General features: G+C 69.6%; 12 protein-coding genes. 10 read left to right on the forward strand and 2 right to left on the reverse strand.

The window, feature by feature from the left end:
- Window positions 1-72 precede the first annotated feature (72 nt).
- Complete coding sequence (locus tag OVA17_RS08230) at window positions 73-939, reverse strand: spermidine synthase (protein ID WP_267786084.1); 867 nt, start codon at window positions 937-939, stop codon at window positions 73-75.
- Between the two features lie 41 nt (window positions 940-980).
- Here OVA17_RS08230 and pxpA point away from each other — a divergent pair, with 41 nt between their 5' ends.
- From pxpA to OVA17_RS08255, 5 genes are all read left to right on the forward strand, one after another.
- A complete protein-coding gene (gene pxpA / locus OVA17_RS08235; protein WP_267786085.1) occupies window positions 981-1,733 on the forward strand; it encodes a 5-oxoprolinase subunit PxpA in 753 nt (250 codons plus the stop codon).
- Window positions 1,727-3,310, forward strand: coding sequence for a 5-oxoprolinase/urea amidolyase family protein (locus OVA17_RS08240; RefSeq protein WP_267786086.1), 1,584 nt, complete (start codon window positions 1,727-1,729; stop codon window positions 3,308-3,310). The genes pxpA and OVA17_RS08240 overlap by 7 nt, the downstream gene beginning before the upstream one ends.
- Window positions 3,311-3,581: 271 nt before the next feature.
- Complete coding sequence (locus OVA17_RS08245; protein WP_210072360.1) at window positions 3,582-7,079, forward strand: DNA-directed RNA polymerase subunit beta; 3,498 nt, start codon at window positions 3,582-3,584, stop codon at window positions 7,077-7,079.
- 56 nt (window positions 7,080-7,135) lie between these two features.
- Window positions 7,136-11,011, forward strand: coding sequence for a DNA-directed RNA polymerase subunit beta' (gene rpoC, locus OVA17_RS08250; protein ID WP_210072359.1), 3,876 nt, complete (start codon window positions 7,136-7,138; stop codon window positions 11,009-11,011).
- A gap of 183 nt (window positions 11,012-11,194) precedes the next feature.
- Complete coding sequence (locus OVA17_RS08255; RefSeq protein WP_267786087.1) at window positions 11,195-11,794, forward strand: hypothetical protein; 600 nt, start codon at window positions 11,195-11,197, stop codon at window positions 11,792-11,794.
- Window positions 11,795-11,816: 22 nt separating this feature from the next.
- On the opposite strand, the gene OVA17_RS08260 is transcribed toward OVA17_RS08255, so the two are convergent.
- Window positions 11,817-12,404, reverse strand: coding sequence for a hypothetical protein (locus tag OVA17_RS08260; protein ID WP_267786088.1), 588 nt, complete (start codon window positions 12,402-12,404; stop codon window positions 11,817-11,819).
- 119 nt (window positions 12,405-12,523) lie between these two features.
- On the opposite strand from OVA17_RS08260, the gene OVA17_RS08265 reads away from it, so the two are divergent.
- The 5 genes from OVA17_RS08265 (at window position 12,524) to OVA17_RS08285 (ending at window position 22,034) form a co-directional block, all read left to right on the forward strand.
- A complete protein-coding gene (locus OVA17_RS08265; RefSeq protein ID WP_267786089.1) occupies window positions 12,524-13,624 on the forward strand; it encodes an ABC transporter in 1,101 nt (366 codons plus the stop codon).
- 10 nt (window positions 13,625-13,634) lie between these two features.
- A complete protein-coding gene (locus tag OVA17_RS08270; protein WP_267786090.1) occupies window positions 13,635-14,117 on the forward strand; it encodes a hypothetical protein in 483 nt (160 codons plus the stop codon).
- A 67-nt stretch (window positions 14,118-14,184) separates the two neighbouring features.
- Entirely contained in the window at window positions 14,185-14,847 is a 663-nt protein-coding gene (locus OVA17_RS08275) for a spermidine/putrescine ABC transporter substrate-binding protein (protein ID WP_210072354.1), read from the forward strand.
- A 102-nt stretch (window positions 14,848-14,949) separates the two neighbouring features.
- Window positions 14,950-16,086, forward strand: a complete 1,137-nt coding sequence (locus tag OVA17_RS08280; RefSeq protein WP_267786091.1) for a serine/threonine-protein kinase — start codon at window positions 14,950-14,952, stop codon at window positions 16,084-16,086.
- Complete coding sequence (locus OVA17_RS08285; RefSeq protein WP_267786092.1) at window positions 16,083-22,034, forward strand: Ig-like domain-containing protein; 5,952 nt, start codon at window positions 16,083-16,085, stop codon at window positions 22,032-22,034. Before OVA17_RS08280 ends, OVA17_RS08285 begins: the two co-directional genes overlap by 4 nt.
- Window positions 22,035-22,077 lie beyond the last annotated feature (43 nt).

Raw genomic sequence — 22,077 nt, forward strand, 5'->3', positions numbered from 1 at the left:
GGACCTCCAGTCTGCGTCGCCCGGGCGTCGAGCGCCGCAGCGCCACGCGGTCGGGGAGCGAAGACGCGAGGATCATCTCTCGAAGAGGGATGCCGAGGGCTTCGGCGACGCGGTCGCATCGGCGTCGGTGGCCGTTCGGGACCCGCGCATGAACTCCTCGATCTCGGCGCCCTGGGCGACTTTGGCCGGGTGGGGCCCGGCCGCCATGAGACGCGGGAGCCATTCGACCGGCAGCGGGGCGGCGGAGGCGGCGACCACGAGGTTGCCGAACCTGCGCCCCTTGAGCACCTGCACCTCGGCGAGGACGATGACCTCGGGCAGCACGTCGCGGATGGTGGCGACCTGACGGCGGGCGAAGGCCAGCCCCGGACCGTCGGACACATTGACCAACAGCACCCCGTCCGCCGCCAGCAGCGCCGCCGCCTCGCGGTAGAACTCCACCGTGGTCAGATGGGCCGGGGTCTGGGCGCCGGAGTACACGTCGCTCACCAGCAGGTCGACGGCGCCGGTGAGTCCGGCGGGCAGCCTCGACAGCCCCGCCCGCGCGTCGCCGATGCGCACGCGCACCGAGGCACCGCGCGGCAGCGGCAGGTTCTCGCGCACGAGATCCCACAGCGCGGGTTCGAGCTCGATGACCTGCTGACGCGAGCCCGGTCGGGTCGCCTCGACGTAGCGCGGCAGGGTGAGCGCGCCCGCGCCGAGGTGGACCGCGGTGAGCGGCTGCCCCGGCATCCGGAGTCGATCGATCACGGCGCCCATGCGGGCCACGTACTCGAAGTGCAGGTGCGTCGGATCGTCGAGGTCGACGTGCGACTGGGGGGTGCCGTCGACGACCAGCTCCCACCCCGAGACGAACCCCGAGGGCGAGACGCGCGCGAGAGAGCCGTCCGACAGCCGCGCGGTGGGGGCGTCGTCGGGTTCGATGCGCATGCGGGCCATGCCCCCACGCTAGGCCCTCCGGGCGGCGGTACCGTGGCCGCATGCGGGTGGACCTCAATGCCGACCTGGGCGAGACCGTCGACGGGATTGCGACGGCCGACGACGACGCCATGTTCGCGGTGGTCTCCAGCGCCAACGTCGCCTGCGGCGGGCACGCGGGGGATGCCGTGTCGATGCGCGCGTCTGTCGAGACGGCGGCGAGATACGGGGTCGCCGTCGGCGCACACCCCTCGTACGACGACCGCGAGAACTTCGGTCGGGTCGCCCGCTCGATCGAGCCCGCCGAGCTCCGCGCGATCGTGGCGGCTCAGCTGTCCGCTCTGGCCGCGGCCGGTGCCGACCTGCGCTACGTGAAGCCGCACGGGGCGCTCTATCACGCCGTCACCGCCGACCCCCGGCAGGCCGGGGCGGTCGCGGCGGCGGTGGCGGACCACTCCGCTCGGCTCGGACGCGCTCTGCCGATCCTCGGTCTGGCCGGTGCGATCGCCGAGGCCGCGGCATCCGCGGGTCTTCCCTTCGTGCACGAGGCGTTCCTCGACCGCGGGTACACCGCGCACGGTGCTCTCGTGCCCCGCGGCGAGCCGGGTGACCTCGTCCATGACCCCGCCGCCGCCGCCGACCGCGCCGTGCGGCTCGTCCGCGACGGCGAGGTCGAAGCCGTCGACGGAGCGCGCGTGTGCGTCGACGCCGCCTCCTTGTGTCTGCACGGCGACACGCCGGCCGCCGTCGCGATGGCCCGCGCGGTGCGCTCGGCGCTCGACGGAGCCGGCATCGAGGTGCGCGCTCCGTGGTGACCCCGCCGGGTGCGGTGATCGTCCTGCGACCGATGGGGGAGCGGGCCGTTCTCGCCGAGGTCGCCGACCTCGCCGCCGCCGTCCGCCTGCACGCGGCGCTCGCCGCGGACCCGCCGGCCGGAATCGACGACCTCGTCCCCGCCGCGCGCACCGTCCTCGTGTGCTTCGATCCCGCGCGCATCCCTCCGGCGGCCGTTCGCGCGTGGATTCGCTCGACCGCCTCGGCGCACGCCGCGGAGCCCGAACCCGGACCCGTCGTGGACGTGCCCCTCCGCTACGACGGCGCCGATCTCGACGACACGGCCGCGCTCCTCGGCATCCCGGTCTCCGACCTCGTCTCCCGCCACGCGGCAGCGGAATGGTCGGTCGCTTTCACAGGCTTCTCGCCGGGCTTCGCCTATCTCGTCAGCGCGGACTGGCCCTTCGACGTGCCCCGCCTCGATCGGCCCCGGACGCGGGTCCCCGCGGGCGCGGTCGGGCTCGCCGCCGGCTTCACGGGCGCCTATCCCCGACAGACCCCGGGCGGCTGGCGCCTGATCGCCTCGACCGATGCGGTTCTCTTCGATCCGGATGCCGCCCACCCGGCGCTGCTCCCGCCGCGCGCCCGCGTGCGGTTCGTGCCGGAGCGCCCGCGGGTCGTGGGGTCGAGTCGGTCCGGCTCGGCGGCCGGGACGGGCATGAGCGCCCGCGTCGGCATGGCGCCGGCGCCCGCGAGCTGCGGGGTGCCCGCGCTCCGCGTCGTCGACGCCGGCGTCAGCACCACCGTGCAGGACCTGGGGCGCCCCCGTCTCGCCGCCCTCGGGGTCGCGCGCTCGGGGGCTCTGGATCGCCGAGCCCTGCGCGTCGCCAACCGGCTGGTCGGCAATGACGAGGGGGCGGCGGGGCTCGAGATCCTGCTCGGGGGCTTCCGCGCCCGCGCCGAGGCCGACACCTGGGTCGGCGTTACCGGGGCGCTCACCGAGGTGCGGGTCGACGAGCGGGCGGTGGACCTGTACGCACCTGTCCTCGTGCGCGCCGGGAGCGAGCTGTCGATCGGGGTCGCGCGGGCGGGTCTGCGCAGCTACCTGGCCGTCCGCGGCGGCGTGGAGGGGCACGCGGCGATGGGCTCGCGCGCCCACGATTCGCTCGCGGGCCTCGGCCCCGCCCCGCTCCGCGCCGGTGACCTCGTCCGCGCCGGGGTGCCGGCATCCGCCATTCCCCCCGTCGACGTCTTTCCCTGGACCGTGCCGCCCTCGCTGATCGAGGTCCCGCTCGGCGAGGGTCCGCGCGCCGATTGGTTCGCACCCGAGGCTCTGACGACGCTCGTCACGCAGATCTGGACCGTCTCCTCCGACCTCGACCGTGTCGGGGTCCGTCTCGACGGCCCCGCCCTCGAGCGCGTTCATCCCGGTGAGCTCGCGAGCGAGGGCATGCGCCCGGGCGCCCTCCAGGTCCCCCCGCACGGGCGGCCGGTGGTGCTGCTCGCCGACGGTCCGGTGACCGGCGGGTACCCGGTGATCGCCGTGGCGACCGAGGCCGGCACCGAGGCGTTGGCGCAGGCGAGGCCGGGAGATCGGGTGCGATTCCGGCGGGTCTGACGGGAGCGGGAACGGGACCCGCGACGAGCGCACGCGTTTATACCGCAGGTCCGAGAACGCGTCAAGAATTGGACTGGACACGGCGAGTCCTCGCGCGTATGCTTGGACTTTGCGCTCCTCGATTCCCCCTGCCCTCATATGGTGGTCGGCTGAGCTTGCCCGTCCCCGCTTCACCGCGGTGTGCGACGTGCAGGTTATCGGGGCAGGAACGCACTCCACCTGACGACAAGGAATCACGAGCCCCTCGCCCGGGCTTCTGGAGGTTATTCCCTTGGCTGCTGCGAGCAACGCATCCACCACCACCACCCCGAAGAGCGGACGCGGCGCATCTCGCCTCTCGTTCGCGAAGATCTCCGACAAGCTGACCGTTCCCGATCTGCTCGCGCTGCAGACCGAGTCGTTCGACTGGCTCGTCGGTAACGAAGCATGGAAGGCGCGCGTCGCCGAGGCTCAGGCCGCCGGTCGCACCGACGTCCCCGAGATCAGCGGACTCGAGGAGATCTTCGAGGAGATCTCGCCGATCGAAGACCTGAGCGAGACGATGCAGCTCTCGTTCACGAACCCGTACCTCGAGCCCGAGAAGTACTCGATCGAGGAGTGCAAGGAGCGCGGCAAGACCTACGCCGCCCCGCTGTACGTCGAGGCCGAGTTCATGAACCACCAGACCGGTGAGATCAAGACCCAGACGGTCTTCATGGGCGACTTCCCGCTCCAGACCAACAAGGGCACGTTCATCATCAACGGCACCGAGCGTGTCGTCGTGTCGCAGCTCGTCCGTTCGCCCGGTGTCTACTTCGACAAGACGCCCGACAAGACCTCCGACAAGGACATCGTGTCGGCGCGCGTCATCCCCTCGCGCGGCGCCTGGCTCGAGTTCGAGATCGACAAGCGCGACCAGGTCGGCGTGCGCATCGACCGCAAGCGCAAGCAGTCGGTCACCGTCTTCCTCAAGGCTCTCGGCCTGACCAGCGAGGACATCCTCGCGGAGTTCTCCGGCTTCGACTCCATCGAAGAGACGCTGTCCAAGGACACGATCCTCACCAAGGAAGACGCCCTCCGCGACATCTACCGCAAGCTCCGTCCGGGCGAGCAGGTCGCCGCCGAGGCCGCCCGCGCGCTGCTCGACAACTTCTACTTCAACTCCAAGCGCTACGACCTCGCCAAGGTGGGTCGCTACAAGATCAACCAGAAGCTCGGTCTCGACAAGCCGCTGAGCGACTCTGTGCTGACCGTCGACGACATCGTCGCCACGATCAAGTACCTCGTCCGCCTGCACCGCGGCGACGTCACCTTCGACGGAGTCCGTGGCGGCCAGGCTGCCGAGATCCGTCTCGACACCGACGACATCGACAACTTCGGCAACCGTCGCATCCGCGCCGTCGGCGAGCTCATCCAGAACCAGGTCCGCACCGGTCTCTCCCGCATGGAGCGCGTCGTCCGCGAGCGCATGACCACGCAGGACATCGAGGCGATCACGCCGCAGACCCTGATCAACGTGCGCCCCGTCGTCGCCGCGATCAAGGAGTTCTTCGGAACGAGCCAGCTGTCGCAGTTCATGGACCAGAACAACCCGCTCGCGGGTCTGACCCACAAGCGTCGTCTGTCGGCTCTGGGCCCCGGTGGTCTGTCGCGTGAGCGTGCCGGCGTCGAGGTCCGTGACGTCCACCCCTCGCACTACGGTCGCATGTGCCCGATCGAGACGCCGGAAGGCCCGAACATCGGCCTGATCGGTTCGCTCGCCTCGTTCGCGCGCATCAACGCGTTCGGTTTCATCGAGACGCCCTACCGTCGCGTCGTCGACGGCCGCGTGACCGACCAGATCGACTACCTCACCGCCAGCGAAGAGAGCGACCACATCGTCGCTCAGGCCGGTGTCGCCCTCCAGGCCGACGGCCACTTCGTGGAGGACCGCATCCTGGCCCGCCGTGGTCAGGGTGGCGAGGTCGACCTGTTCCCGAACGACGAGATCGGCTACATGGACGTCTCGCCGCGCCAGATGGTGTCGGTGGCGACCTCCCTCATCCCGTTCCTCGAGCACGACGACGCCAACCGCGCCCTCATGGGTGCGAACATGCAGCGTCAGGCCGTCCCGCTCGTCCGTAGCGAGTCGCCCGTCGTCGGTACCGGTATGGAGGGCTTCGCGGCCATCGACGCCGGTGACGTCGTCACCGCCGAGAAGTCCGGTGTCGTCCTGGAGGTCTCGGCCGACGTCGTGACGATCCAGCTCGACGAGGGCGGCACGCAGGACTACTTCCTGCGCAAGTTCGACCGTTCGAACCAGGGCACCTCGTACAACCAGCGCGTGGTCGTCTCGGCCGGCGAGCGCATCGAGGCCGGCGAGGTCATCGCCGACGGTCCCGCGACCGAGAACGGCGAGCTCGCCCTCGGCAAGAACCTCCTCGTGGCGTTCATGACGTGGGAAGGCCACAACTTCGAGGACGCGATCATCCTCAGCCAGGACCTCGTGAAGGACGACACGCTGTCGTCGATCCACATCGAGGAGTACGAGGTCGACGCGCGCGACACCAAGCTCGGCAAGGAGGAGATCACCCGTGACCTCCCCAACGTCAGCCCCGACCTGCTGAAGGACCTCGACGACCGCGGCATCATCCGCATCGGCGCCGAGGTTCGCCCCGGCGACATCCTCGTCGGCAAGGTCACGCCCAAGGGCGAGACCGAGCTGAGCGCCGAGGAGCGCCTGCTGCGCGCGATCTTCAACGAGAAGAGCCGCGAAGTCCGTGACACCTCGCTGAAGGTGCCCCACGGCGAGCAGGGCACGATCATCGCCGTCAAGGAGTTCAACGCCGAGGACGGCGACGACGAGCTCGGCTCGGGCGTCAACCGCCGCGTCGTGGTCTACATCGCCCAGAAGCGCAAGATCACCGAGGGTGACAAGCTCGCCGGCCGCCACGGCAACAAGGGTGTCATCGCCAAGATCCTTCCGATCGAGGACATGCCCTTCCTGTCCGATGGCACGCCGGTCGACATCATCCTGAACCCGCTCGGCATCCCCGGTCGAATGAACTTCGGTCAGGTCCTGGAGCTCCACCTCGGCTGGATCGCCCAGCAGGGCTGGAAGGTCGAGGGCACCCCCGAGTGGGCGGCCAACCTCCCCGAGGTCGCCCGCGAGGCCGCCCCCGGCACGAAGGTCGCCACCCCGGTGTTCGACGGCGCGTTCGAGGCCGAGATCGCGGGTCTGCTCGACTCGACGATCCCGAACCGCGACGGCGACCGTCTGGTCGACTCCACGGGTAAGACGCTGCTGTTCGACGGTCGCTCCGGCGAGCCGTTCCCGGCGCCCATCTCGGTCGGTTACATGTACATCCTGAAGCTGCACCACCTCGTCGACGACAAGATCCACGCGCGTTCGACGGGCCCGTACTCGATGATCACCCAGCAGCCGCTCGGTGGTAAGGCTCAGTTCGGTGGTCAGCGCTTCGGTGAGATGGAGGTGTGGGCCCTCGAGGCCTACGGCGCCGCGTACGCGCTCCAGGAGCTCCTGACGATCAAGTCCGACGACATCCTCGGCCGCGTGAAGGTCTACGAGGCGATCGTCAAGGGCGAGAACATCCAGGAGCCCGGCATCCCCGAGTCGTTCAAGGTGCTCATGAAGGAGATGCAGTCGCTCTGCCTGAACGTCGAGGTCCTCTCGGCCGACGGCACCGCGGTCAACCTCCGCGACACGGATGACGACGCCTTCCGCGCCGCGGAAGAGCTCGGCATCAACATCTCCAGCCGCTTCGAGTCCTCGTCGATCGACGAGATCTGAGCTTCCAGCTCAGCGACCCAGCTCAGATTTCAGAGAATTCCGACACAGGAGAACCAGTGCTCGAATCAACCACTTTCGATCAGATCCGTATCGGTCTGGCCACCGCCGACGACATCCGTCGTTGGTCCTTCGGTGAGGTCAAGAAGCCCGAGACGATCAACTACCGCACGCTGAAGCCCGAGAAGGACGGCCTCTTCGGCGAGCAGATCTTCGGACCCTCCCGCGACTGGGAGTGCGCCTGCGGAAAGTACAAGCGTGTGCGCTTCAAGGGCATCGTCTGCGAGCGCTGCGGCGTCGAGGTCACCAAGAGCTCGGTTCGTCGCGAGCGCATGGGCCACATCGAGCTCGCCGCGCCCGTCACGCACATCTGGTACTTCAAGGGCGTGCCCTCGCGCCTCGGCTACCTGCTGGACATGGCGCCGAAGGACCTCGAGAAGGTCATCTACTTCGCCGCCTACATGGTCATCTCGGTCGACGAAGACGCTCGTCACCGCGACCTGGCCACCCAGGAGAACAACATCCGTCTCGAGCTGAAGACGCTCGGCGACCGCCGCGATGCCCGCATCGCCGCTCGCCTCGCCAAGCTCGAGGAGGAGCTCGCCGCCCTCGAGGCGGAGGGCGCCAAGGCCGACCAGAAGAAGAAGGTCAAGGACGCTGCCGAGAAGGAGATGACGTCGGCGCGTAAGAACGCCGACGAGCAGATCGCCAAGCTCGAGCGCGTGTGGGAGGACTTCCGCACGCTCGAGGTCGGCGCCCTGAAGCCCGAGGACGATGTGTTCCACGAGCTCCAGGACCGCTTCGGTCAGTACTTCGAGGCCCACATGGGTGCGGAGTCGATCAAGCGTCGTCTCGAGGCCTTCGACCTGCAGGCCGAGGCCGACAGCCTCCACCTGCAGATCTCCGAGGGCAAGGGCCAGCGCAAGATCCGCGCGATCAAGCGCCTGAAGGTCGTCAACTCGTTCCTGCAGACCGGCATGAGCCCGGCCTCGATGGTGCTGGACGTCGTCCCGGTGATCCCGCCGGAGCTGCGTCCGATGGTCCAGCTCGACGGTGGCCGCTTCGCGACCTCCGACCTGAACGACCTCTACCGTCGCGTGATCAACCGCAACAACCGCCTCCGTCGCCTGATCGACCTCGGTGCTCCCGAGATCATCGTCAACAACGAGAAGCGCATGCTGCAGGAGGCCGTCGACGCGCTGTTCGACAACGGCCGCCGTGGTCGCCCCGTCACCGGTACCGGTAACCGCGCCCTGAAGTCCCTGAGCGACATGCTCAAGGGAAAGCAGGGTCGCTTCCGCCAGAACCTGCTCGGAAAGCGCGTGGACTACTCGGGCCGTTCCGTCATCATCGTCGGACCCCAGCTCAAGCTCCACCAGTGCGGTCTGCCCAAGCAGATGGCTCTCGAGCTGTTCAAGCCGTTCGTGATCAAGCGTCTGATCGACCTCGGTCACTCGCAGAACATCAAGGCCGCCAAGCGCGCGGTCGAGCGCTACCGTCCCGAGGTCTGGGACGTGCTCGAGGAGATCATCCGCGAGCGCCCCGTGCTGCTGAACCGTGCACCCACCCTGCACCGTCTCGGCATCCAGGCGTTCGAGCCCCAGCTCGTCGAGGGCAAGGCCATCCAGCTGCACCCGCTCGTCTGCGCGGCGTTCAACGCCGACTTCGACGGTGACCAGATGGCCGTCCACCTGCCCCTGTCGGTCGAGGCTCAGGCCGAGGCGCGCGTGCTCATGCTCGCCTCGAACAACATCCTCAAGCCGTCGGACGGCCGCCCGGTCACCCTGCCCTCGCAGGACATGATCATCGGCCTCCACCACCTCACCACCCTCAAGGAGGGTGCCGTGGGCGAGGGCCGCGCGTTCGGTTCCGTGGGCGAGGCGATCCTGGCCAAGGACGAGGGCACCCTCGACCTGCAGGCCAAGGCGCGCATCCGTATCCCCGGCCTGACGTTCCTCGAGGGCCAGGCGCCCGAGGGTTACGACAAGCACGGTCTCGTCGACGCCTCGCTCGGTCAGGCGATCTTCAACGACACGCTCCCCAAGGGCTACCCGTTCGTCCGCGAACAGGCCGACAAGGGCAAGCTGTCGCAGATCGTCAATAAGCTGGCCGAGGAGTACCCCAAGGTCGAGGTCGCGGCATCGCTCGACCGGATCAAGGACGCCGGCTTCTACTGGGCCACCCGTTCGGGTGTCACCGTGGCGCTGAGCGACATCCTCACCCCGCCGAACAAGGCGGAGATCGTGGCCGGCTACGAGAAGCAGGCCGCGAAGGTGCAGGGCCAGTACGAGAAGGGTCTCACCACCGACGCCGAGCGTCGTCAGGAGCTCATCAAGATCTGGACCGAGGCCACCGACGAGGTCCAGAAGGCGATGCGGGACAACTTCCCCGCCGACAACACCATCAACCGCATGGTCTCGTCGGGCGCCCGTGGTAACTGGCTGCAGATCCGCAACATCGCGGGTATGCGAGGCCTGGTGAACAACCCCAAGGGTGAGATCATCCCGCGTCCGATCATCTCCTCGTACCGCGAGGGTCTGTCGGTCGCCGAGTACTTCATCGCGACGCACGGTGCCCGTAAGGGTCTGGCCGACACGGCCCTCCGTACGGCCGACTCGGGGTACCTGACGCGTCGTCTCGTCGACGTCTCGCAGGATGTCATCATCCGCGAGGAGGACTGCGGCACGTCGAAGGGCCTCGAGCTCCCGATCGCCGCGGCAGGCTCGACCGGTTCGCTGGTCAAGGACGCCAACGTCGAGAACTCGGTGTTCGCTCGTACGCTCGCCACGGCGGTCGTCGACGCGCAGGGCACCGTGCTGGCCGAGGCCGGCGACGACGTGGGCGACGTGCTCATCGACAAGCTGGTCGAGGGTGGCGTCGAGACCATCAAGGTCCGCTCCGTCCTGACGTGCGACTCGGCCGTCGGCGTCTGCGCGAAGTGCTACGGCCGTTCGCTCGCCACCGGCAAGATCGTCGACATCGGAGAGGCCGTCGGCATCATCGCGGCCCAGTCGATCGGTGAGCCCGGTACCCAGCTGACGATGCGTACCTTCCACACCGGTGGTTCCGCTTCGGCAGACGACATCACGCAGGGTCTTCCCCGCGTGCAGGAGTTGTTCGAGGCCCGTACCCCCAAGGGTGCGTCGCCGATCGCCGAGGCCGACGGCCGCATCACGATCGACGAGACCGACAAGGCCAAGAAGGTCATCCTCACGCCCGACAACGGCGACGAGCCGGTGGTCTACCCCGTCCTGAAGCGCGCTACGCTCCTGGTCGAGGACGGGCAGCACGTCGTGGTCGGTCAGCCGATCCTCGTCGGAACGCTCGACCCCAAGGAGGTCATGCGCGTGCAGGGTGCCCGCGAGGTGCAGAAGTACCTCGTCAACGGCGTCCAGGGCGTGTACCGCTCGCAGGGTGTGCCGATCCACGACAAGCACATCGAGGTCATCGTCCGACAGATGCTCCGCAAGGTCACCGTCGTCGACCACGCCGACACCGATCTGCTCCCGGGTGAGCTGGTGGACTTCAAGCGCTACCAGGCCATCAACCGCGAGGCTGTCGGCGAGGGCAAGCGTCCCGCGTCGGGTCGTCCCGAGCTGATGGGTATCACGAAGGCGTCGCTCGCGACGGAGTCGTGGCTGTCGGCCGCGTCATTCCAGGAGACCACCCGCGTCCTGACGCAGGCGGCCATGGAGGGCAAGAGCGACCCGCTCGTCGGCCTCAAAGAGAACGTCATCATCGGGAAGCTCATCCCCGCCGGAACCGGACTTGCGAAGTACCGCAACGTCACGGTCGAGGCGACGGAAGAGGCCAAGAGCGAGCGGTACCCCAACCGCATCTTCGCCTCGGACGGCGCGTACAGCGACGCCGACCTGAGCTACGTCGACTTCGACAGCTTCTCGACGGACGACTTCACGCCCGGTACGTACAACTGATCGTGCCTCGGGGGAGCGGGCCCGCTCGCTCTCCCGAGACATGATCGACGGATGCCACGCCCCGGTGCGGCATCCCGTTCCTCGAAGGCCCCCGGCTCGCGCCGGGGGCCTTCGTCGTGCTCGCGGCGTGTCGGGTAACGGGTCGAAGGCGTCGATGCGCCTACCGTTGTCGTGGAGGAACGCATGGCCCGCATCGGGGGACGCAGTCTGTGGCTGGCTTGGCCGGCGGGTCTGCTGTGCGCGGCCGCCGTGGCTGCCCTGGCGATCATCGCCGCTCCCGGTGTGCCGCTGGCCGTGGGTTTCGTGGGCGACACGCTGCGGGCCGCGACCGGGAGGCACGTCGTCGCCGATACGCCTCCGCCCACCCCGGCCGCCGACTGCCGCCACCTGTACTCCCAGCCGTTGTGGTCGTCGTTGGTGTGGTCGCCGCAGGCGTTGCTGTCGCAACGGCACACGGCCCCCGCCTCGACGCCCGAAGCCGTGGCTGCAGCGGGTCCGACGGTCGTCGTCACGTGTCACTGGCGAGGGGAAGCCGGTCGCTTCATCGAGACGACCGTTTCCACCGTCACCCCCGAGGGCGCCGCGGCCGTCACCACCACGCTCGCCGCCCAAGGCTTCGCGTGCTCCGTCGTGGCCGACACGACCCACTGCGAGAGGGCGGCCGGCGAGCTCCTCGAGGTCCACGACCTGCGAGCGGACCGCTGGGTGTCGTCGACACTCTCGGGATGGATGCCGGACGACTACGCCGCGATCGTGGCATCCCACGCCTTCTTCGGCGAGTGACGCGGTCCGAGACGACTCGCGCTCAGCCGCCGAACACGGAGGCGATGATGCTCCCGGTGTACCCGGTGGGAGCCAGGTTGGAGTACTGGGTGTCGATCAGCACGCCGTCGCGCCAGTACAGCGTGCGCCCGTCGTTGACCGGGTAGGTCGGATTGATCCAGGTCTTCTCGCAGCGGGTGCCCGCATCGGGGGTGTAGCAACTGAAGCCCTGCGTGTCGACCAGGCCGTTGAGCATGTCGAGGGCGGGTCCGCGGTCCATACGCGAGATGTGGGTGACGAGTCCTGTGGTGTCGGCGGCGGGATCGCGCCAGATGCAGATCAGCGACCCGTCCGACTGCACCCCCGACGCCCCGAGCGAAGGGTCGTTCAGCGGCGTGGTGCCCAGCTGGGACAGGACATCGGCGGAGAGCATCGCGCGGCAGTCGGCGGGAATACGTACCGCGGGCGCCGTCTGCGTGATCGTGGGGATCGGAGTCGGGCTCTCGGTCGCGACGGACGTCGACGGCGCGGGGGCGGCTTGCTCCTCGGAGGGGGCGCAGGCCGTCAGAGTGAGGAGCACGGCGCCGGCGAAAGCCGCGGCTGCGGCCGGACGGAGCAGACGACGGGGCATGGGAACACCCTAAGCCGCACCACCGACACGGTCGAGAAAGACATCCGGCGGCACGCCTGCGCGATGCTGCGCCATACCCGGGTTAGCCTTGCGCCGCAAGCACCGCGTGAGGAGACCCCATGAGCGACAACAAGTCGTACGGCGACCCCGTCGCTGAACCGAAGGACTCGTACGGCGACCCCGTCGTCGAGCCGAAGGACGAAGCGCAGGATGTCGTCGGCCGAGCCCACGAGGGCCTCGCCGACGCCGAGGCCGCTCGCCGCGACGCCGTCGACCCCGCCGCCGCCGAGGCCGCATGGGACGAGCGCGACGCGCGCGAGCACGAATCCGGGACGTCGCAGACGCCCCGGAGCGAGCACACCGCCCCGGTCGTGCACGACGCGTCTCCCGTGGCACCCCAGGACTCCTCGGCGTCCAACGGATCCGTCGACCTCGACGACGAGGACGCCCGGTGGGCCGCGTACGCCGCGTCCGCGGAGCCGGCTCGCGACGACGTGCGTCACGATGACGCTCGAGCCGACGACGGTGCCGCGACCGCGCGCTACGACGACGCGCACACCACGGCATACCCCGCGGCCGCCGGTGCCGGCGCCGCCGCTGCGGCGACGGCAACGCCCGTGACCGACGAGCCCACTCGCGTCGTGGGCGGTGCGCAGCCCATCTTCGTCCAGGCCCCCGAAGCCCCTCGTCCGCGGAACAACCGCGGTGCGGCTGGCGCGATCGGCCTTCTCGCCGCCCTCGTCTTCGCGGCGCTCTACCTGGCCGCCACCCTCGGTCTGGCGCTGCTCACCGGCAGGCTCGCGTCCGCCGACCTCGGCCAGGCGGCTCTCTCGGCCCTCACGACCTGGGGTCTGTGGGTTCCGACCGTGGCTTTCTACCTCGGTTTCTGGTTCCTCGGTGCGCTCATCAATCGAGGCCGCTGGGGTCACTGGGTGGTCTGGGGCCTCGTCGTCGGCGTGGTGGCGTGGGCCGGGCATCTGCTCGGTGTCCTCTTCGCCGCCCCGTTCTGGATGATCACCGCCCGTGAGTCCTTCGATCTGCTGCAGAACAACGTCCTCGCGCCCCTGGCGATCGTGGCTTTCGTCCTCGGTCGTGAACTCACCATCTGGTTCGGATCCTGGGTGTCGGCGCGCGGTCGGCGCGTCAGCGAGATCAACGCCGAGGCCCAGCGCGAGTACGAGCGCACCCTGGAGGCCGGTCCTCAGCTCTCGCAGCGCTGAACCGGGGTCCATGACGAACGAACAGCGACCGGCGGGGGTTTCCCCGCCGGTCGCTGTCGTCTTCGCGGCCGTCGTCTTCATCGCCCTCTCGATCGGGGGTCTCGGGGTGGCGAGTCTGATCGTCGACGCCGACGTCATCCCCGTCCGAGGTCTCGGAGCCATCCCGGGCGTGGTCGGTCAGCTCCTGGCTCTGGGGGCCTTCGCCGCGACGCTGCGCTGGGGCCTTCGCGCCGATCCGCCCGGCTACCTCATCGCCGTCCCCTGCGCGATTTCCGCCTATCTGGGCGAGGTGCTCGGAATCGTCGTCGGCGCCCTCGTCAGCGGCGCCGACCCGGCTCGCGGTGTCGCTGCGGCCGGCAGTGTCGCCCTCGGGTTCCCGGGTCCGGTCGTCGCCGTCGCGGCGTTGCTCGCGGCTCTGTTCGGAATCCTGCTCGTCCGGGCGCGGACGAACGGCCCGCGATGGCGCTGGGAAGACGACGCCGACGACCTTTGACGCGATTGTGACGCGCGGGTCCGTGGGCATCCGCGTGTTCCCGGGCGTGTCGGGCTAGCGTAGGGGCGTGGAGCGGTCGCTCGAGAGCCAGGTCGGTCAGGCGGTGGACGCCTGGCTGCGTTGGCTGCCCCGGTGGGAGCCCGCGAACCATCGTGGCCGAGTCGCCCCGTGCCGTCGGTGCTTCGGCTCCCCGGTCCTGTCGGCCGCGGGTCTGGGGTCCGACGTTCCGCACGGCGTGCAGCACGGACTGTCGACGCGCGTGAAGACCATCGTCGATCACGCCGTCGCCGACTACACCTCCCGCAACCTCCCCATGCTCCAGGCCGAGCTCGACCAGCAGGCTGAGCGAAACCGGAGGCGCTCTTACCGTCCCGCGGAGGGCCTGGAACCCGAGTTCGACGGGATGCCGTTGGACCCCGACCCCGAGCCCGGCTCCCCGTTCCTCTTCACGCTGTCGGGCCTCGCCGCAGAAGAAGACGCCGCCCTCCCCGCACTTCCTCCCCTCTCGGATGCCGCGAAGGCAGCCCTGCGCCAAGAGGTCGGTCTCGCCGACGATTACGCGAACATGATCGGGCGCGAGGTCTGTACGATCCTGCTCCACCACCGGCTGCGCATACAGGCGGCGGTGGCCGAGTTCGTGGAGCCGCAGATCGCCGCGTTGCTCGACGATCTCACCCGATCCCTCGATGCGCCGTTCGATCCGCGCGACGCGGAGCCGCCAGCATCCTGAAGCTCTGTCCACACGGGCACGGCGAGGTGCCGCGCTTTTGTTAGCATCAACGGGTTGTCCGCTTATCGAGTCGCGGAACAATCTCACGGGGGAGGGGGCTCGATGCCGCAGCGTCTGCCGTCTTCGCCGCCCATTCTTCCGGGCCTGGCGTACATACGGCCCTTGGGGTCGGGCGGGTTCGCCGATGTCTTCCTGTACGGGCAGGACATGCCGCGTCGTGACGTCGCGGTCAAGGTCCTCCCGAGCGACGTGCGCGACGCCGACCTGTTGCGCATGTTCAACGCCGAGGCCGACGTTCTCGCGCACCTGTCGGCGCACCCGTCCATCGTCACCGTCTACCAGGCCGGGATCTCGGCCGATGGCCGACCGTACATCGTCATGGAGTTCTGCCCGGGGTCCCTCGCGCAGCGATACCGCGTCGAGCGCATCCCCGTCGCCGAAGTGCTGTCGATCGGCGTCCGCATGTCGGGAGCCCTCGAGTCGGCTCACCACGCCGGGCTCATCCACCGTGACGTGAAGCCCAGCAACATCCTCGTGACGACGTTCGGGGCGCCGGTGCTCGCCGACTTCGGGATCTCCTCCTCCCTCGTGCGACAGGGAGCAGACGAGATGCTCGCCATGTCGGTGCCGTGGAGTGCGCCCGAGGTCGTCGCCGAACAGACCGCGGGTACCGTGTCGAGCGAGGTGTGGAGCCTGGGCGCCACGATCTACTCGCTGCTCGCGGGACAGAGCCCGTTCGAGCGACGCGAGAAGGGGCAGAACTCGCGCGAGCAGTTGCGCCGCCGGATCGCGCGCGCCACGTACACCGACATCTCCCGCAGCGATGTCCCGGCCTCGCTGCAGGCGGTGCTCGCGAAGTCGATGTCGCGCAACCCGGCCGACCGTTACGCCAGCGCGCGCGAGTTCGGCGAGGCCGTTCAAGCGGTGCAGGTCGAGAGCGGCCTGCCCGCGACGCCGCTCGAGGTGCCCGCCGCGGAGTGGGCGCCGGCCGCTCGGTCGGTCGATTTCTCCGACGGAACCCTTCGCGGTCCTGCGCGGTCGCGCATCGAGCGCGAGGGGGCGCGCAAGCTCCGTGGAACGTCCGGCATGGCGGGCTACGTCCGAGACGAAGACACCGACATCGCCACGCCGGTCTCGAGCGGATCCAGGGCACTGCCGTGGATACTGGCGTCGGCCACCCTCGTGACCGCCGGAGCCGTCGTCGTGGCGGCGCTGTTCGCGACGGGGGTGCTCCGATGAAGCGCAGGACCATCGTGGGTATGGCCTCGACCCTGGCCGCCGGGGCATTGGTCATCACCGCGAGCATCGTGTGGCCCGGGCTCGACGCCCAGCAGACCCCCGAGGTCGACACGTCGGTGTGGGCGCTGCAGACCGGCGACGGTCAGCGCTACGCACGCGTGAACACCACCGTCGGCGAGCTCGACACGGTGCGCACCGCCGGCAACCCCAGCCAGGTCGCGCAGAGCGGTGACGGCGCCTACCTCTTCACGGACAGCTTCAGTAAGCTCACCCGCATCAACGAGGCGCAACCCGTCGATCTCTCCGAGGACCAGCTCGAGGCCGCCCCCGACACGCCGCCGGGCACGACCTCCGTGGCCACGGCGGGCGACTACGCGGTCTATCGCACCGACACGGGCACCCTGTTCGCGAGCCGACTGAGCCAGGCGGGGCAGAAGCCCACCGAGCTCGACCCCTTCGACACCTCACAGGACGAGAACGCCCCCTCGTACACCGCGGATGCCATCGCCCTCGACGCCCGCGGCATGCTCTTCGCGTACTCGTCCGCGGACGGCTCCGTCATTCGTTACGACATCGAGGCAGACGAACTGCGGGGGCGGGACGCCCTCGACGCGGACGTGGCCGCACCTGTGCTGTCCGCCGCCGGAGACACCTGGGTCCTCGTCGATGCCGACGCCGGACGCGTGTGGGTGCGCGGAGAGGATCCCGTCACCATCGAGGCGGCGGACCAGCTCGTGGTGGCCGACGCCGACGCCGACGCGCGCGCGGTGTACGTGGCGGACGACCAGTCGCTCTGGAGCATCCCTGCCGACGGCTCCGAGCCGAGGCGCGAGGTCGGCGGCGGCGGCAACGTGCTTGGTCAGCCCGCGCGCCCCCTCTCGCATCAGGGTGTCGCCTACGCCGCTTGGCTCCTTCCCGGTGATGCGCGCGGAACCCTCTGGCGCTCCGACCAGGGCGAGACGAATCTCGATTACGGCGGGGCGAGCATGCCCGACCAGCGTCGACCGGTCTTCGTGGCCACCGATCACGCGGTGATCCTCAACGAGACGCGCACGGGATGGGTGTGGACTGTTCCCGACGGTGCGCTCGTCGCTTCGAGCCAGAACTGGTCGCTCGACGATCGCACCGAGCAGACGGCTGTCCAAAGCGACGAGAAGCTCAGCGTGGTGCTCGACCCCAAGCCGCCCATCGCCGAGCCCGACGCGTTCGGGGTCCGGCCCGGTCGGCTCACGACGCTGCCCGTCCTTCTGAACGATCACGACCCCAACGAGGACGTCCTCAGCATCATCTCCGAGAGCGTCACCGGCCTGGATCCGGGTTTCGGCAGCCTCACCGTCACCGATTCCGGTCAGCGTCTCGCGGTGCGGGTCGCTCCGGGCGCGACCGGCAGCGCGACGTTCTCGTACGCCGTGACCGACGGCACCGCCGCCGACGGGCTCAATTCCGCGCCGGCCACGGTGACGCTCACGGTCTCGCCTTCGCAGTCCAACGCGGCGCCCGTCTGGTGCGGCGTCGACAAGTGCCTGCAGCCGTGGCCGACCCCTGAGGTCGCCCGCGGCGGCACGATCACGGTCCCCGTGCTCCCCGGCTGGGTGGACCCCGACGGCGACCCGCTGCTGCTGCTCTCGGTCGACAACCCCGGCGGCGTCGGCACGGTCGCCGCGACGCCCGGCGGTGACGTGGTCTACCAGCACGCCGACGACGGCTCCGGCGGCGAGCAGAACATCCAGCTCGACGTCACGGTCGCCGACACCCAGGGCGCGGTGACGACGAAACCCCTCGTGATCCGGGTGGCACCCGACCCCACGCTCGCGGTGCAGTCGTTCGCGAGGATCGACACCGTCGGATCCACCGTCGCGGTCGATGTGGGCCCGCACGTGACGGGCACGGCCGGAAACGTCAGCCTCACCTCGGTGCGCGTCCTCGACGACGCGGCGGCCACGGCGACGGCCGTCGGCGGCACCACCACCTTCGACTTCGCGGCGAACCAGCCCGGCGTGTATCGCGTCGACTTCACGGTCAACGGCGGTGGCCGCGACGCGACGGGCACGGCGCGCATCACGCTTCTCCCCGCCGACGCTCCCGCCCAGCTCGCGACCTCGCCGGTGGTGGCCTTCGTCCGGCCGCAGGAAGACGCGACGCTCGACGTCTTCAGCGCCGTGTCCAACCCGACCGGCCGTGTGCTGCTGCTCAGCGACGTGGCGGCGAACGCTCAAGAGGGCGCCTCGCTCACGGTGGACACCGTGGGACAGAACGACCTGCGCGTGTCGGGAAGCACCGCCGACGGCTCGGCCGGGCTGCTCGGAACCGTCGCCTACACGGTGAGCGACGGGACGGACGACGAGGGTTCGCGCGTGGCCGGCGAGGCGACGGTGTACCTTCTGCCGCCCGCGCCCGAGATCGCCCCGATCGCGGTGGACGACAACGTCACGGTCCGCGTCGGAGCTCAGATCGACATCCCCGTCCTGGACAACGACATCTCGCCCGCGGGGGGACGCCCGACCCTCGATCCTTCGAGCGTGCAGACCCAACCGGCGAGCGATGCCCTCGCCTTCACCTCCGGGGGTGTGCTCCGCTACCTCGCCCCCACCACGGCGGGCTCGTACGAAGTGACGTACCGCGTCTACACGACGGGTACTCCTGCCCTGTGGGATGAAGCGACGGTGCACATCACCGTCCTGGGCGGAGAGGCCAACCGCGCGCCGCTGCCCGACACCCTCGAGGGACGGGTTCTCAGCGGCGGCACCACCTCGATCGACTTCCACGGGTTCGGGGTCGACCCCGACGGCGACGCCGTCACGCTCGACAGGATCGTCGCGCAGCCGAACAGGGGTACGGCATCCATCTCCGCCGACGGCTCCAGCATCCTGTACTCGTCGGTGCCCGGTGACCGCGGCCAGGTCTCGTTCCGTTACCGCGTGTCCGATTCCTCGGGCGCGACGGGCGAGGGCACCGTTCGTATCGGTGTGCTGGACGCCGAGGCGAACCCCAGCCCCATCACCTTCACCGACTACGTGCAGGTCCAGGCCGGCGTCGATCGCACGATCCGTGTGAGCCCCTTGGCAAACGACATCGATCCCACGCAGGGCCGCCTCACCCTCACCGGTGTACGTCCCGACCTGCCTGAGAAGCTCGTGGACGAAAGCGACAACCCCGAGTACGCGCGCTTGAAGGGCTACATCGACTCGGTGTCCGACACCGGCGTGGTGATCGAAGCCGGCGAACAGCCGGGAACGATGTCGTTCCTCTACGACGTGGCATCCGACTCGGGTAACACGGGCCGCGGACTCATCGTCGTCAAGGTCGTGCGCGAGAACGTCCCCGACTACCCGGTCGTCACCGACACCGTGCTGACCGTTGAGAACCGTGACGATTTCACGACCGGTATCGACGTGCTCGCGGGTAAAGCCACGTGGTCCGGCGGAGAGGTCGCCGACCTCGGCGTGTCGCTGTGGGGCCAGCCCACCGACGTCACTCTGAGCGGCCGGCAGATCTCGGGCACCCTGCCCGCCACCCGTCGTGTCATCCCGTTCGCCGTCACCGGCCGCGTGGGCGACACCGACGTGACCACGTACGCCTTCCTGCGTGTCCCCGGAGACGACGATCTCAGCCTCTCGTTGCGCCCGGGCGCAGCGCAGCGCGTCGATGAGTTGGCGTCGGTCGACTTCGACATGGCGAACCTCGTCGCCCTCCCGCGCCGAGCCACCCTCGAGGTGGGGACCGACGTGTCCGCGACGGGCGTCCGCGCCGAGGGCCGGTGCTCGGTGTCGGGGACGACCGTTCGTTACGACGCCGGGGCCGGATCCCCCTACACCGACGCGTGCCAGGTGCCGGTGCGCATCGCGGGCACCGAGGAGTGGACGGTGGTCTCCGTTCCCATCGGCATCGTCGCCCGCGATCCGCAGCCCGAGCTCAAGCCCGCCGCCCTGACGGTCGGCCCGGGTGAGACCGCCACGTTCGATCTGCGCAACATGACCAGCTGGCAGCTCGGGCGCGAGGATTGGAACGGCATCCGCTACGCCCTCAATTACGGCGGATCTGCCTTCAGCGTCTCGCTGGACGGGTCGATCGTCACGGTCACCGGTAACGACCGTTCGGTGCCGGGCACCGAGAACGCCGCGATCATCTCGGTCACCAGCCACAACGCGGTCGCTCCGGCGCGACTCGTGCTGCGTGTGGGCGCGGCCCCGTCGACCCTGCCGCAGGGTGGGACGACCTCGAGGCAGTGTTCTCAAGCCAGCGGAACCAGCTGTTCGATCGATGTGATCGGAACCAGCGGCGAGGTCAACCCGCTGCCGCGCACGCCCCTCGAGGTCGTCGACGTGCGACCGACCGCGGCGTGCGCCGGCGTCACCTTCGGCGTGGCCTCGACCTCGAGCGTGGTGGCTTCGTGGAGCGACGATGCTCCCGGTGCCACCTGTAGCGCGAGCGTCACGCTCCGCGACGCGCAGGGCCGCACGACGGCCTCGACGCGCGACGCGCGCGTCGTGCTCGACCTGCTCGGATTCCCGCGCCCGCCGGGGAGCGTGCGCCAGACGGCGTACGCCGACGGCTCGGTCACGCTCCGCGTCGACCCCGGCGAGGCGCGACGCGCCTATCCCGCCATCTCGGGCTTCACGGTGCGCTACAACGGCGCTGTCGTGGGCCAGTGCGGCGCCGATGGCAGCTGCCCGCCCATCGCGGCGCCCAACGGCGAGCAGCGCGAATACGTCGTGAACGCGGTGAACAGCGTCGGCGAATCCAAGATGGCCGTGCGTACGACCGGATGGGCGTACCGACCCCCGAACGCCCCGAAGGGAATGGATTTCACGCCCACGCAGACCGGGGGAGAGGGAAACCTCGCCGACCTCGTCATCAAGGATGTCGACAGCGCTGAGACCGGCACGCTCGAGATCGCCAGCGCCGCGGGCGACAAGATCCAGGTGAGCGTCGGACGCAACCAGGACGTCGTGCAGGTGGCGCGGTTCCGCGTCGGCTCGAATGCGGCGACGCAGGTCACCGTCACGCCGATCTCCCGCTTCACCGTGCCTCCGGGGCTCGGCGGTGCGACGGCCGGGAACGTGTACACCGGCACCGCGCACGGCGTCGGTGCACCGACCAATCCGAACCTCACGCTGACCTCGACGTCGAACGGCAACGGCACGTCGACCGTGGATGCCCGTGCGACCGCGCAGCAGAACGGCACCGATTCCGAGGTGCGCTTCAACATCGTCCAGAAGGGTCTTCCCTGCGTCCCGCGTAGCGGCGGCGACACCCAGAAGTTCACGACCCTCGGCGACGGCGAGACCTACACGTTCACCATGTGCGCCGAGTCGTGGTTCAACGGCCGCGCCTACGGATCGGTGAGCCAGGACAAGCAGATCAACGCCGAGCAGAGCAAGGCGGCCCCCAAGGGCTACACCTTCCGCGTCGGGTCGAGGGCCGACATCGGTGGCGACAACACCGCACGCTGGCGCGTCGACCGTATCAACGAAGGCAATCCGCCCCCGCGGTACAACAGCGTCAAGTACGTCAACTGGCCGAACCCTTCGATCTTCGACAGCGACCCCAGGATCCAGGTCTACTTCCAGCACGACCTCTGGGGGACTCAGTCGGAGTACGCCCCCGTGACACCTGCGAGCGGAAGCGCCCCCTACCAGGTCCTGGCCTCGTGGAAGGTCGCGAGCTGCGAGGGTGGCAAGACGCTCAGCGCCAGTGGCTCGTCGAGCAACGACAAAGCCAAGGTCACCTTCAACTACGACAACGCGCGCTACTTCGACAAGAACAACGCGCAGTTGCCGCGAGCCGAAGGCGCAGCAGCAACGGCCGTTCCGGTGGGTGCCACCCGTGTCGATCGCATCCGCGTCACCGTCGACTGGTCCGCTCAGGGGTGGAACCTCGACTCCGCGTCCGACGACTTCGGCGGCGAGTGCAAGCCCGGCACCCCGACAACGAACCCCTCGTCCTGAGCCCTCCCGGCAGCCCCTTTCCCGCTCTCGCCCACCGAAGGAT

This window comes from Microbacterium sp. SL75, assembly GCF_026625865.1.
Classification (GTDB): Bacteria; Actinomycetota; Actinomycetes; order Actinomycetales; family Microbacteriaceae; genus Microbacterium.

Excerpts from the sequence above, each read along its gene's own strand:
- OVA17_RS08280 (WP_267786091.1), top strand. The coding sequence starts at position 14,950 with ATGCCGCAGCGTCTGCCGTCTTCGCCGCCCATTCTTCCGGGCCTGGCG.
- OVA17_RS08255 (WP_267786087.1), top strand. The coding sequence starts at position 11,195 with ATGGCCCGCATCGGGGGACGCAGTCTGTGGCTGGCTTGGCCGGCGGGT.
- OVA17_RS08260 (WP_267786088.1), bottom strand. The coding sequence starts at position 12,404 with ATGCCCCGTCGTCTGCTCCGTCCGGCCGCAGCCGCGGCTTTCGCCGGC.
- OVA17_RS08285 (WP_267786092.1), top strand. The coding sequence starts at position 16,083 with ATGAAGCGCAGGACCATCGTGGGTATGGCCTCGACCCTGGCCGCCGGG.
- pxpA (WP_267786085.1), top strand. The coding sequence starts at position 981 with ATGCGGGTGGACCTCAATGCCGACCTGGGCGAGACCGTCGACGGGATT.
- OVA17_RS08270 (WP_267786090.1), top strand. The coding sequence starts at position 13,635 with ATGACGAACGAACAGCGACCGGCGGGGGTTTCCCCGCCGGTCGCTGTC.
- OVA17_RS08230 (WP_267786084.1), bottom strand. The coding sequence starts at position 939 with ATGGCCCGCATGCGCATCGAACCCGACGACGCCCCCACCGCGCGGCTG.
- OVA17_RS08265 (WP_267786089.1), top strand. The coding sequence starts at position 12,524 with ATGAGCGACAACAAGTCGTACGGCGACCCCGTCGCTGAACCGAAGGAC.